Here is a 12,475-nt window from a genome sequence, read left to right as displayed (position 1 = left end):
GGTTGAATGATGATCACATAGCTCTTTGGCTATTGCTGCACATTTTTTGGGTGTCAATCTGAAGTCATGTCGCCTCCGTGCGGGGTCTATGGGTAGCCACGGCGCGCCCGGCCGTGTCGAATAGAAAGGCATGGCCTTCTTCCGGCGCGAAGCCGATGGTGCTGCCCTGCGCCAGCGCGTGGCGCGCCTCGCCGTGCAGCTTGATGGCCACCACATGCGGGCCGCCGTCGATGCGATCGTCAAGCGTCGCGTGGATGATCTGCGCATCGCCCAGCTGCTCGATCAGGGTCACCGTGGCGCCGTAGCCTTCATTGCGCGGCACCAGGCGCAGGTGTTCCGGGCGTATGCCGACCAGCATGCCCGCCGCGCCGCCAAGCTGGCTGGCCAGGGCCGGGACGGCGGCGCACGGCAAAAAGTTCATGCGCAGCGCGCCGATGAAACCGGCCACGAACTGGCTGGCCGGATGACGATACAGGGCCAAAGGCGCGCCCACCTGCTCCAGGTGGCCGCCATGGAAGACGGCGACCCGGTCACCGAGGGTCATGGCCTCGACCTGGTCGTGCGTCACGTAGATCATCGTCGTGCCCAGTTCCTGGTGCAGCTTGGCCAGCTCGATGCGCGTCTGCACGCGCAAGGACGCATCGAGGTTGGACAGCGGCTCGTCGAACAAAAACACCTTGGGCTGGCGCACGATGGAGCGGCCGATGGCCACGCGCTGGCGTTCGCCGCCCGACAAGGCCTTGGGTTTGCGGTCAAGCAGGTGCGTGATCTGCAAAATCTCGGCCACCTTGCCGACGGCGGCGCGCACTTCGGCTTCCGGCTGGCCCGCCAATTTGAGGGCAAAGCCCATGTTGTCGCGCGCCGTCATGTGCGGATACAGGGCGTAGCTCTGAAAGACCATGGCGATGCCCCGCTCGGCCGGTGCCACGTCGTTGGCCAGCAAGTCGCCGATGCGCAGCTGGCCCGCGCTGATGTCTTCCAGTCCCGCGATCATGCGCAGCAGGGTCGACTTGCCGCAGCCGGACGGTCCCACGAAGACCATGAATTCGCCGTCGTGGATATCGAGATCGAGGCCCTTGACGATTTCCGGGCCGTCGCCGTAGGTCTTGCGGATGCCGCGCAGCGAGATGGCAGCCATCTCAGTGCTCCCCGGCCAGGACCAGCTGGGCCGGTGCGTGGGACGCGCGCTGCGCGGCGATGAAATCGCGGTACCACAGGGCGCTGTCCTTGAAACTGCGCTGCTGCGTGGCATAGTCGACGTACAGCATGCCGAAGCGCTTGGCGTAGCCCGAGTTCCACTCGAAGTTGTCCATCAGGCTCCAGTAGAAATAGCCGCGCACGTCGATGCCCTGCGCGATCACGGCGCGCAGGGCGTCCAGGTGCAGCCGCACGTACTCGATGCGCGGTTCGTCGTGGATCTTGCCGCCGACGGGCTTGTCGGCGACGGCCATGCCGTTTTCCGTGATGTAGACGGGCGGCAGCCGGTACTCGCGGTGCAGGCCGACCAGCAGTTCCGTCAAGCCTTGCGGATAAGTTTCCCAACCCATGTCGTTGACACCGAGCTTGTATTCGGGCTTGCGCGGCGGCGTCTCGGCGCTCATGTAAGCGCGCGTGTAATAGTTCACGCCGAGGAAATCGATGGGCTGTTTAATATCGATGAAATCGTTTTCAAAGATAGCCAAAGCAGAAGCGTCGGCGTGTTTCAGGGCCAGGGCCGGGTAGCGGCCCTTGAATATGGCGTCCATATACCACTGCACCGAGCGCGCATATTCGAGTTCGGCCAGTTCGCGGTCCTGGGCGCTGTCGGTGGCCGGCGTGGCCGTCCACTGATTGAGCACGATGCCCAGTTTCGCCGGCGCATTCACCGTGCGCATCGCCTGTATGGCCAGGCCGTGCGACAGCAGCAGGTGGTGCGACACTTGCACGGCGGCGGCCGGATCGGCCATGCCGGGCGCGAACTGGCCCGTGCCGTGGCCCAGCACGGCCGTGCACCACGGCTCGTTGTGCGTGGCGATGCTGGCGACCTTGTGGCCGAAGCGGCGCGCCACCTCGGCCGCGTAGGCGGCGAAGTGATAGCAGGTGGCGCGGTTGAGCCAGCCGCCCTCGTCCTGCAAGGCTTGCGGCAAGTCCCAGTGGTACAAGGTCAGATGGGCATCGAGACCCTTGGCGGCCAGGGCATCGAGCAGGCGCGCATAGAAATCGAAGCCCGCCTCGTTCCAGGCGCCGGAACCCGCAGGCTGCACGCGCGACCAGGACATGGAAAAGCGGTAGGCGTTGACGCCCAGGCTGGCGATCAGCTCCACATCCTCGGCATAGCGGTGGTAATGGTCGCAAGCCACGTCGCCATTGCTGCCGTCGATGATCTTGCCGTCCGTGTGGCTGAAGGTATCCCAGATGGACGGGCCGCGGCCGTCGATGGCGGCGGCGCCCTCGATCTGGTAGGCGCTGGTGGCCACGCCCCAGGTGAAGGTGGCGGGGAAGTTGGTGTCGATGTCGTCGTTATGCATGGTGGTCATGTCAGTGTGAGGGGTTGAGATAAATGTGTGGATCAGCCTTTGACGGCACCCTGGGTCAGGCCTTCGATCAGGCGCTTCGAGGCGACAAAAAACATCAGCAGCAGCGGCAGCACGGCGATGGCGGCGCCCGTCATCAGCGCGCCCCACTCCGTATTGTTCGGCGCCTGCATGCTGCGCAGGGCCAGCGGGATCGTGTAGTTCTCGACCGAGCGCATGACGACCAGCGGCGTGATGAAATTGTTCCACGAGTTGATGAAGGTGATCAGGCCCAGGGTACCCATGGCGGGGCCGATCAGCGGCAGCACGACCCGCCAGTAGATGGCGAATTCGCCGCAGCCGTCGATGCGCGCCGCCTCGATCAGGTCCTTCGGTATCGCCGTGCCGATGTACTGGCGCATCAGGAAAATCCCCAGCGCGCCGGCCGCTCCCGGCACGTACAAGGCGCGCGGCTGGTCCAGCCATCCGAGGAAATCCATCAGCATGAAGGTCGGGATCATGTTCATGAAGGACGGGATGATCATCGAGGCCATCACCAGGGTAAACAGGGGCCGCTTGAAGCGGAATTCGTACATGGCGAAGGCATAGCCGCCCAGCGAGCAAAAGAACAAAGTCAGGGCGGTGGTCATCAAGGCCACGTAGAGGCTGATGCCGATATTGCGCCAGAACGGCAGGCGCTCCTGCAGCAGTTCGAGGTTGTTCAGCAGGGCCGTGCCGAACCAGCGCGGCGGCGGCAGGCTGTAGATCTCGGCGCTCGTGTGCGTGGCGAAGACGAACATGAAGTAGAACGGCGCGACCATGATCAGGGCGCCGATGGCCACCATGGCGTAGGCCGTCCAGCGGGTGGTTTTCATCGGGCCTCCTTGCGTTCATGACGTTCATTGCGGCTGAAGATGCGGTTATTCACCCAGGTGGTGCTGGCGATGATGAGGAACAGCAGCCAGGAAATGGCCGACGCCGTGCCGAAGTCGCCTGAGGAAAACGCCGTCTTGTAGACGAAGATGGCCGTCGTCATCACCGACTGGCTTACGCCGCTCGATTCGGCCACCAGCACGAACGGTTCCTCGAACAGCTGCAGATTGCCCATGATGGTCAAGGTGACGGCCAGGTAGATCATGGGGCGCAGCTGCGGCAGGGTGATGTACCAGAACTGCTGGCGTGTCGAGGCGCCGTCGATGGTGGCCGCTTCATATAAATCCTTCGGTATCACCTGCAGCGCGGACAGGTACAGCACCAGGTTCCAGCCCAGGTAGCGCCAGAAAATCACGAAGGCGACGGCCGGCTTGATGAACAGCGAGCTGCCCAGCCAGTCGATGGACTCTGACGGAAACAGGCTTCCCACCAGCGGCAGGCTGGCGCACCACTGGAGCAGCACATTGATCTGGCCGTAGTCGCGCGAGAACAGGGTGTTGAAGACCATGGCGATGGCCACGCTGGAGGTGATGAACGGTAAAAAGTAAATGCCGATCACCAGGTTGCGCGAGCGCTTGAAGCTGTTGTGGATGAACGCTGCCAGCGGAATGGCGACCAGGTGCTGCGGCACGCCCGAGGCCAGCGCCAGCCACAGCGTATTGCCCAGCGAGCGCAAGAACCACGGGTCGCTCAAGGCGTATTTGTAGTTGTCCAGGCCCACCCACTGCATGGCTTCCACGCCGCTGGCCGCTTCCCACTGGTTGAACGACAGATAGATGGAAAACAGCAGCGGGAACAGGCTGAAGACGGCGAACAGGATGAAGAAGGGGCTGATGAAAATATATGGCGCCCACTGCTTCATGTTGTAGCGCTTCCTGGCGCGCCGCGCCGGGACGGCGGCGCGCTCGGTACAAGGCATGGAGGTAGTCATGCTGCTCCTAGCGCCGCGCGCGGTGGGTGATCAGGGCCTTGGCGTCGGCCAGCGCCGTCTTGATATCCTTGTTTTGCGCCAGCACGCTTTCCAGTTCCATATTGACGATGTCGCGCGCCACGGCGTCGAACTTGTCGACGCGGATGACGGGAATCTTCGCCGCCGTGTCGCGTGCCAGCAGGCGCGTCTTCTGGCCGCCGAAGTACGCTTGCGGCTCGTCCATCATCGGATCCGCATATGCCGCTTTCAGGGCGGGGAAGGCGCCGATCTCTTTCAGCGAATGCAGCTGGATATCCTTGTTGACGGTCATGAACTTGATGAATTCCCAGGCCTGGGTTTTATTCGCCGCCTTTTTCGGGATGCCGTAGAAGGAGCCGCCGTAGGACGCCAGCGCGCCGGCCGGCAAGTTCGCCGCGCGCCACTGGCCCTTGGAATCGGGCGCCAGCCATTTGGCCAGGTGGCCGCTGAGCCAGGAACCCATCATCTGGCTGGCCACCTTGTCGCGTTTAAAACCTTCGGCCCACTCGCCCGTCCAGGCCACGGTGCGCGCATCGATGCCAGCGATCCTGGCCGCCTTCGCCAGTTCGAAGGCCTTGACGAAGCGGGGCGAGTCGACCAGCACCTGGCCCTTGTCGCCAAAGTAAATGCCTTCGCCATCCTTCAGATTGGCGCGTATATAAATGTCGGCCAGATCGCTGGCGCCGGCCAGTAGATAGGTGCCCGTGGCGGCCTTGAGCTTCTTGCCGGCGGCGATGTAGGACTCCCACGATTGCGTCAGGTCGGCTTCCTTGATGCCCGCCTTGTCCATCAAGTCCTTGCGGTAGAACAAAGTACCCGGCCCCAGGTCGGCCGGCATGGCGCCCAGGGTGCCGCGCGAACTGGTCGCCTGCACGAAGGTGAACGGCACGAACTGGGCGCGGTACTGCCCTGCGCCGTAGGGCGGCAGCAAGAGGTCTTCCATGCCCTTCGATTCGGCGAAGCTGCCCACATAGCGGAAATCGATGGCCATCACGTCGGGCAGGCGCGCGCCGGCCGCCAGCGCCGTCGTCATCGAGTTATGGTGGTCGTCGATCTGCAGGCTGACCAGCTTGACCTTCACTTGCGGATACAGCTTTTCCCACAGGGGCAAGGCCGTCTTGACGGCGCGGTCCAGGTCGGGAAACGAGGCGACGGTAATCGTGGCCGGGGCCAGCGCCGGCACAGGCGGTGCGGCCGGCGGGATGGCGGCGGGCGCGGCGGCCACGCCACAGGCCAGGGTCAGCGCTACCAAAGGGGCGGCGCCAAGGATGCTTGACTTCATTATTTCATCTCCGATTATTGAGCGTCTTCTATCTTGAAAACGTTTTCACAACATGTGTCCATTTAACACCGCAAAGAAAATCAAGTCAACCGAAAAAGTTGTCATTTTTATTGAGGGTAACGTGGAAAACTGAACGCCGTAGCGTGTGTTCTCCTATGAAAAAGGCGAAAATACAAACTGCCGGGCTTGCTGTTGTTTTTTGTGAAAACGTTTTCAAGCGTAGGTCGGATTAGCGTTTCAACGCGTAATCCGACAATATTGTTGGCGGCAGAGGCATGTTCCGGCGCATTGCTGGCCGTGATGTGTCGGGTTACGCCCGCAGGGCTAACCCGACCTACGCCGACCTACCCCGATCTGCGGCGCTATCGGCCATTTATGGTAATCTTTCGCTGAAAAGGTTTTCAGAGCACTGACGACCAGCCATCTTGACACCCAGGAACCGCCTTGAACGATAGCGCCCATGCTGCTCCCCCTTCCACCCTGCTCGACGTGGCCCGCCAGGCCGGCGTGTCGCCCAGCACCGTCTCGCGCATCCTGAACGGCACGGCCAGGGTGTCCGATGACAAGCGCGACGCCGTGCTGGCGGCCATCGCGCACATGAAATTCGCGCCGAACCAGATGGCGCAGGGCTTGAAGAAGGGCCGCTCGATGACCATCGGCATCGTGGTGCAGGATATTTCCAGCCCCTTCTTCGATGAAAGCCTGCGCGGCGTCGACGATGGGCTGAAGGACACGGGCTATGCCTCCGTCATCGTCAGCGGGCACTGGAATGCGCAGGAAGAAGCGGACCGCATCCGTTTGCTGCTGGCGCGAAAGGTCGACGGCATCATCCTGCTGTCGGGGCGCATCTCGGACGAGAGCGTGCTCGATTTCTCGCAGCAGCGGCCCATCGTCTCGACGGGCCGCCTGCTGGCCACGAAAAGCGCCATCGGCTTCAAGCTCGACAACGAATACGGTGCCTACCTGGCCGTGCGCCACTTGATCGAACTGGGCCACCGGCGCATCGCCTTCGTGGCCGGGCCCGCCAACAACACGGATGCGGCCGAGCGCCTGACGGGCTACCAACGCGCGCTGCGCGAAGCAGACATCGCCATCGACCCGAAACTGATGGCGGAAGGCGATTTCCACGAGGCAAGCGGGATGCTGGCCATGAACCACTTGTTTGATACGCAGCAGCAATTCAGCGCCGTCTTCGCCGCCAATGACCTGTCCGCCTATGGCGTGCGCCTGTGCCTGTACCGCAAGGGCATCCGCGTGCCCGACGATATCTCGCTCGTCGGTTTCGATGACTTGCCCGGCTCGTCCTACACGACGCCGCCGCTGACGACCATCCACCAGCCCCTGTACGACATCGGCCGCATCGCCACGGAAGCGCTGCTGGGCCTGATCAACGGCGAAGCCGTGCAGGCGGCCATTCCGCCGCTGGAACTGATCGTACGCGAAACCACGCGGCGCATCCGATAACATCCACAACGGAGAGTATGACGCCCGATTCAGGCTGAACGAGAATCACTACGCCACCGTCATCCGCAACGCGTGCGGGAATCTGCAGCAATGGCGCATCCGCTTTACAATAGTGGCTCGTTCAGCAAGAATGCCTGCTTCAAGCAAGCTTGGCTCAACCCTCCGGCCGCAGGCCGGTAGACTCCGAATACTCACCATAAAGGGACATCACATGGAACATACTCTGCCACCACTGCCGTATGAAATGGACGCTCTGGCGCCGCATATTTCGAAAGAAACCCTGGAATACCACTATGCCAAGCATCACCAGGCGTATGTCACCAACTTGAACAACCTGATCAAGGGTACCGAGTTCGAGAACCTGTCGCTGGAAGAGATCATCAAGAAATCGTCGGGCGGCATCTTCAACAATGCAGCGCAAGTATGGAACCACACCTTCTACTGGAACGGCATGAAGCCGGCCGGCGGCGGCGCGCCTACGGGTGCCGTGGCTGACGCGATCAACGCCAAATGGTCGTCGTTCGACAAGTTCAAGGAAGAATTCACCAAGTCGTGCGTGGGCAACTTCGGTTCGGGCTGGACCTGGCTGGTGCAAAAAGCCGACGGCTCCGTCGACATCGTCAACACCTCGAACGCCGGCTGCCCGCTGACCACCGGCGACAAGCCGCTGCTGACCTGCGACGTCTGGGAACATGCCTACTACATCGACTACCGCAACCTGCGCGCCAAGTACGTGGAAACGTTCTGGGGCCTGGTCAACTGGGACTTCGTTGCCAAGAACTTCGCGTAAGCGGTCCTTGTCAACGTAGGGCAAAAAAAGCCTGCGCCATCCCGCGCAGGTTTTTTTTCGCCTGCTGAAACGCACGGCGCTGCGCTACAATCACTGCCCCGCCACCGCCATCTTCCTCTGCACCGATGTCCGCTCGCCTGCTGCGCCGCCTGTTGATGTTGCCCCTGCTGGCGTGCCACCTGCACGCATGCGCGGCCGCCCCCTCGCCCCTGCTGTCCGACTACACCCACAATGCCTGGGGCGCCTTGCAAGGCGCGCCCGTCGACGTGCTTAAATTCGCCCAGGGCAAGGATGGCTGGCTGTGGATCGCCACGGCCACGGGCTTGTACCGCTACGATGGCGTGCGCTTCGACCGCGTCGACAGCGTGTACGGGCACCGCCTGCCATCGAGCAATGTGCTGGGCCTGGCCACGCCGCCGGACGGTGCCGTGTGGGTCGGCTACCGTCTCGGCGGCGTCAGCGTCTTTCGCCAGGGTGGCGCGCGCACCTACCGCGAAGCGGACGGCTTGCCGCCGGGCGCCGTGTTCCATATCGAGGCAGCGCCCGACGGCGCCATCTGGGTCGGCACGCGCGATGGCGCGGCGCGCCTGGCGCCCGGCGCGGACCGCTTCGTCGCGCAAGCGGCCAACGTGGGCCTGCCCGACAAGCGCGTGTACCAGATCCTGTTCGGGCGCGATGGCACGCAGTGGATGGGCACCATGCATGGCGTCTTTTTCCGCAAGCCGGGCCAGGCGCGCTTTTCCCATGCCTGGCCGCGCACCATGCTCACCAGCATGGATGAAGCGCCCGATGGCGCCATCTGGGCCGTCGACACGCACAGCAATTACTACCGCGTGCGCACCAGCGCGCCGCGCGGCGATGCGCCCATCCGGCCCGACGCCAGAGGCAACGGCATCCGCTTCGACCGCGCCGGCACCATGTGGCTGATGACACCCGATGGCATCGAACGCAAGTTCGACCCTGCCGGCCCCAGTCTGCCGGCCCAGCGCCTGACGCGCCAGAACGGCATCAGCGGCCCGCTGCCGCAAACGTCGTTCCAGGACCGCGAGGGCAATCTGTGGTTCGGCACCTCGACGGGCCTGGACCGGCTGCGACCGAACCGCCTGCAGACCTTGCCCGTCGCCGTGCCCTTCGACCACCCTGGCATGCTGGCGGGACCCGATGGCGACGTGTGGATCGGCGACTACGTGAGCGACGTGCGCAGCTTTACGGCCGACGGGATGAAAAAAGTGATCTTGAAAGGGGCGCTGGCGGCCAGCCACTGGGCGCCCGACGGCACGCTGTGGCTGGGCAACGAGCAGGAGCTGCACCATCGCGCACGCGACGGCACGATGACGCGCGTGACAGCGCCCCTGCAAGGACTCGATCCGCAGGCGCTGCAGCAGGACCGCTCGGGCGCCCTGTGGGCCTCGTTTTCCGGCGGCGGCCTGTTTCGCCTGAGCGAAGGAAAATGGATCGCGAACGGCGGCCTGTCCGGCCTGCCGGCGGTGCTGACCACGGCCATGGCGATCGATGGCGCCGGCACCGTCTGGCTGGGCCATGCCGACAATACGGTCAGCCTGGTGGCCGACGGCCAGCGCGCGGGCGCCGTCAGGCGGCTCGGCGCGGCCGAGGGCCTGCAGGTGGGCACCGTGCTGCAGCTGTACCGCGATGGCGACGCGATATGGGCCGGCGGCGAAAACGGCGTGGCCCTGTACCGCGCCGGGCGCTTCCACACCTTGCGCGGCGCGCGCGGCGCGGCGTTTCGCGGCGTGTCGGGCATCGTGCGCCTGCCGGACGGCGACCTGTGGCTGCATGGCGCGGACGGCATCGACCATATCGGCGCCGCCAGCCTGGCCGCGTGGATGCGGGACGGCAGCGCCGTCGCCTCGGAACGCTTCGACGCACTCGACGGCTTGCAGGGCCATGCTTCGCAACTGCGCCCCGTGCCTTCTCTGATCCATGCGCCCGACGGCAAGCTGTGGTTCTCCACCTCGGCCACCATCGCCATGCTCGACCCGCTGCATATCCGCCGCAATCGCCTGCCGCCGCCCGTGCAGATCCACAGCTTGCTGGCCAATGGCGCGCGTTACGCGCTCGACGATGGCAAGCCGCTGCAGCTGCCGCAAGGCAGCAAGACCCTGCAGATCGGCTTCACGGCGCTGAGCCTGTCGATGCCGGAACGCGTGCGCCTGCGCTACCGGCTGGCGGGCGTGGACGCCGGCTGGCAAGAGGCGGTCGGGCGCCGCGAGGCGTACTACACCAACCTGGCACCGGGCAGCTACCGCTTCGACGTCACGGCGGCCAACGAAGACGGCGTGTGGAACACGCAGGGAGCCAAGCTCGACATCGTCATCGCACCCGCCTTCGTGCAGACGCCGTGGTTCGTCGTGCTGCTGGTGCTGGGCGCCGCGCTGCTGCTGTACGGCGGCTATGTGCTGCGCATCCGCCATCTGACGCGCAACATGCAGGAACGGCTGCAGGAACGCTTGCAGGAGCGGCTGGCCGAACGCTCGCGCATCGCCCGCTCGCTGCACGACACCCTGCTGCAAAGCGTGCAGGGCCTGATCCTGTCGTTCCATGCGCATGCGGACATGCTGCCCAAGGGCACGCGCGAACGGGCGCGCCTCGACGGCACCCTCAACCTGGCCGACCAGCTGCTGATCGAAGGCCGCGACCAGATCATGGACTTGCGCGCCTCGGCCGAACCGGACGAACTGCGGCTGGCGCTGCAGCAATTCGGCAAGGGCCTGGCCGAGCACCGCGCGCACGCCTTCACGGTGCACGTCAGCGGCAGCTGCCGGCGCCTGCAGCCGCGCGTGCATGACGAGGTCTATGCCATCGCGCGCGAAGCGCTGTTCAACGCCTCGCGCTATGCGGAGGCGGCAAACATCGTGCTGGAACTCGACTATGCGGAGCAGGCATTCACCCTGCGCGTGCGCGACGACGGCTGCGGCCTCGATGACGCCGTGGCGCAAACGGGCCAGCGGCCCGGCCACTGGGGCCTGGTCGGCATGCGCGAGCGCGCCGCCGGCATCGGGGCCAGCCTGCGCATCGACAGCCGGCCCGGCGCCGGCACGCAGATCGAAGTGAGCGTGCCGGGCCGCCTGGCCTACTGACGGTGCCGGCGGGGCTGACGGAGCACGCCCGCAAGCGTCCGCGGGCGGGAGAGAAAATGTTATACGATGCGCAAGAGCGCCGTCTTGCTCACCGATCCTGCCCCACCACTTTCTGAAAGCCCGCCATGAAAAAATACATGCTTGCCCTGCTCGTGTTTGCCTCCGGTTCCGCCTTCGCCAACTCGGCCTGCGACACGCCGCGCAACGACTTCGACGGCCTGTATTGCCTCAACAAGGTGTACCAGGAAGCGGACAAGGAACTCAACGCCAACTACAAGACACTCGCCGCCAAGCTCGATGCCGGCGGCAAGCAAAAGCTGAAATCGGGCCAGCTGGCGTGGATCGCCAACCGCAACGACGCCTGTTCGAAACGCGAATCGTCGGGCTTCTATGTGAATCTCGATTGCGCCACCAAGACCACCATCGAACGCGCGCAATTCCTGCAGGACCGCGTGCGCGAATGCGTGAGCGCCGGCTGCCAGAACAGCAAACTGTGATGTAAGTCTGCGCCAGCGCAAACGGGAGCGGGCGGCAAGCGCCCATACTGGCCGCTCCGATGTTTCCCCGTTTGTGCCATGAGCAAACTCATCGATATTTCCCTGGACCGGTGGGACGCCAGCGGCAGCGCCGCGCAGCAGGCGGCGGCGCTGCAGGCACTCGAAGATGGGCAAGTCGTGCTGCTGCCCCGCCTGGGCTTTTCCCTGCAACCGGAAGAGCATGCCCTGCTGAACGGCGCTGTGGGTAGCGCCAGCAGCGCCAAGAACATCAGCTGGGAACCGTCACGCGGCGTGCGCGGCCACGGCGATGCCTGCGATGCGGCTCTGCTGGCCGCGCTGATGCAACGTTATGCGCAGCACACGCAGCGCTTGCTGGCCGGCTTGTTGCCCGGCTATGTTCCCCATCTGCAGCAAGGCAAGGGCAGCTTTCGTCCCGTGGAAATCGCCGGGCGCATCACCTCGTGGCGCAAGGACGATACGCGCCTGCACGTCGACAGCTTTCCTTCCTCGCCCACGCAGGGCCGGCGCATCCTGCGCGTCTTCAGCAACATCGATCCGCGCGGCGCGCCCCGCGTGTGGAAACTGGGCGCGCCGTTCGAACAGGTGGCGCAGCATTTTCTACCCCTTGCAAAGCGTCCGCAACCCGTGCTGGCGGCGCTGCTGCACCGGCTGCGCATCACCAAGTCGCGGCGCACGGCCTACGATCACTACATGCTGCAGCTGCACGACGCCATGAAGGCCGATCTCGATTACCAGGCGCAGGTGGAGCAATACACCCACGCATTCGCGCCGGGCCAGACGTGGATCGTCTTCAGCGACGTCGTATCGCACGCGGCCCTGCGGGGACAGCATGCGCTCGAGCAAACCTGGCTGCTGCCCGTGCGCGCCATGGCCGCCCCCCACAAATCGCCGCTGGCCATCCTCGAGCGCCAGTTGCAGCGGCCGCTGGCCTAGTCTGGCCTGGGCTCGC

10 protein-coding genes are annotated in these 12,475 nt (G+C 64.6%); 5 read left to right on the top strand and 5 right to left on the bottom strand.

Annotated features, from left to right (window positions below; all coding sequences use genetic code 11):
• Nucleotides 1-64: 64 nt before the first annotated feature.
• Genes JAB4_RS08780 through JAB4_RS08760 form a run of 5 tightly spaced genes read right to left on the bottom strand, consistent with a single transcriptional unit; the run spans nucleotide 65 to nucleotide 5,656 of the window.
• Nucleotides 65-1,138 (bottom strand): ATP-binding cassette domain-containing protein, encoded by a 1,074-nt coding sequence (locus JAB4_RS08780; protein WP_070224617.1) that lies wholly within the window; start codon nucleotides 1,136-1,138, stop codon nucleotides 65-67.
• A gap of 1 nt (nucleotide 1,139) precedes the next feature.
• Nucleotides 1,140-2,516: a GH1 family beta-glucosidase gene (locus JAB4_RS08775; RefSeq protein WP_070224618.1), complete on the bottom strand. Its 1,377-nt coding sequence runs from the start codon at nucleotides 2,514-2,516 to the stop codon at nucleotides 1,140-1,142.
• Between the two features lie 32 nt (nucleotides 2,517-2,548).
• A complete protein-coding gene (locus JAB4_RS08770; protein WP_034751746.1) occupies nucleotides 2,549-3,367 on the bottom strand; it encodes a carbohydrate ABC transporter permease in 819 nt (272 codons plus the stop codon).
• On the bottom strand, nucleotides 3,364-4,356 hold the full coding sequence (locus tag JAB4_RS08765) for a sugar ABC transporter permease (RefSeq protein ID WP_070224619.1): 993 nt from the start codon (nucleotides 4,354-4,356) through the stop codon (nucleotides 3,364-3,366). The genes JAB4_RS08770 and JAB4_RS08765 overlap by 4 nt, the downstream gene beginning before the upstream one ends.
• Nucleotides 4,357-4,363: 7 nt before the next feature.
• Complete coding sequence (locus tag JAB4_RS08760) at nucleotides 4,364-5,656, bottom strand: extracellular solute-binding protein (RefSeq protein WP_070224620.1); 1,293 nt, start codon at nucleotides 5,654-5,656, stop codon at nucleotides 4,364-4,366.
• A 444-nt stretch (nucleotides 5,657-6,100) separates the two neighbouring features.
• Here JAB4_RS08760 and JAB4_RS08755 point away from each other — a divergent pair, with 444 nt between their 5' ends.
• The 5 genes from JAB4_RS08755 to JAB4_RS08735 all read left to right on the top strand — a co-directional run bounded on the left by JAB4_RS08755 (nucleotide 6,101) and on the right by JAB4_RS08735 (nucleotide 12,459).
• Complete coding sequence (locus JAB4_RS08755) at nucleotides 6,101-7,120, top strand: substrate-binding domain-containing protein (RefSeq protein WP_070224621.1); 1,020 nt, start codon at nucleotides 6,101-6,103, stop codon at nucleotides 7,118-7,120.
• Nucleotides 7,121-7,331: 211 nt separating this feature from the next.
• Nucleotides 7,332-7,910, top strand: a complete 579-nt coding sequence (locus JAB4_RS08750; protein WP_070224622.1) for a Fe-Mn family superoxide dismutase — start codon at nucleotides 7,332-7,334, stop codon at nucleotides 7,908-7,910.
• A 125-nt stretch (nucleotides 7,911-8,035) separates the two neighbouring features.
• Nucleotides 8,036-11,008: a sensor histidine kinase gene (locus JAB4_RS08745; protein ID WP_070224623.1), complete on the top strand. Its 2,973-nt coding sequence runs from the start codon at nucleotides 8,036-8,038 to the stop codon at nucleotides 11,006-11,008.
• A 125-nt stretch (nucleotides 11,009-11,133) separates the two neighbouring features.
• Entirely contained in the window at nucleotides 11,134-11,505 is a 372-nt protein-coding gene (locus JAB4_RS08740) for a lysozyme inhibitor LprI family protein (RefSeq protein ID WP_070224624.1), read from the top strand.
• Between the two features lie 78 nt (nucleotides 11,506-11,583).
• A complete protein-coding gene (locus JAB4_RS08735) occupies nucleotides 11,584-12,459 on the top strand; it encodes a Kdo hydroxylase family protein (protein WP_070224625.1) in 876 nt (291 codons plus the stop codon).
• Nucleotides 12,460-12,475: the final 16 nt, after the last annotated feature.

Source organism: Janthinobacterium sp. HH102, assembly GCF_001758625.2.
Lineage (GTDB): Bacteria > Pseudomonadota > Gammaproteobacteria > Burkholderiales > Burkholderiaceae_D > Janthinobacterium.
This window is presented reverse-complemented; position numbering and strand designations above follow the sequence as displayed.

Excerpts from the sequence above, each read along its gene's own strand:
- JAB4_RS08780 (WP_070224617.1), bottom strand. The coding sequence starts at position 1,138 with ATGGCTGCCATCTCGCTGCGCGGCATCCGCAAGACCTACGGCGACGGC.
- JAB4_RS08775 (WP_070224618.1), bottom strand. The coding sequence starts at position 2,516 with ATGACCACCATGCATAACGACGACATCGACACCAACTTCCCCGCCACC.
- JAB4_RS08770 (WP_034751746.1), bottom strand. The coding sequence starts at position 3,367 with ATGAAAACCACCCGCTGGACGGCCTACGCCATGGTGGCCATCGGCGCC.
- JAB4_RS08765 (WP_070224619.1), bottom strand. The coding sequence starts at position 4,356 with ATGACTACCTCCATGCCTTGTACCGAGCGCGCCGCCGTCCCGGCGCGG.
- JAB4_RS08760 (WP_070224620.1), bottom strand. The coding sequence starts at position 5,656 with ATGAAGTCAAGCATCCTTGGCGCCGCCCCTTTGGTAGCGCTGACCCTG.
- JAB4_RS08750 (WP_070224622.1), top strand. The coding sequence starts at position 7,332 with ATGGAACATACTCTGCCACCACTGCCGTATGAAATGGACGCTCTGGCG.
- JAB4_RS08745 (WP_070224623.1), top strand. The coding sequence starts at position 8,036 with ATGTCCGCTCGCCTGCTGCGCCGCCTGTTGATGTTGCCCCTGCTGGCG.
- JAB4_RS08740 (WP_070224624.1), top strand. The coding sequence starts at position 11,134 with ATGAAAAAATACATGCTTGCCCTGCTCGTGTTTGCCTCCGGTTCCGCC.
- JAB4_RS08735 (WP_070224625.1), top strand. The coding sequence starts at position 11,584 with ATGAGCAAACTCATCGATATTTCCCTGGACCGGTGGGACGCCAGCGGC.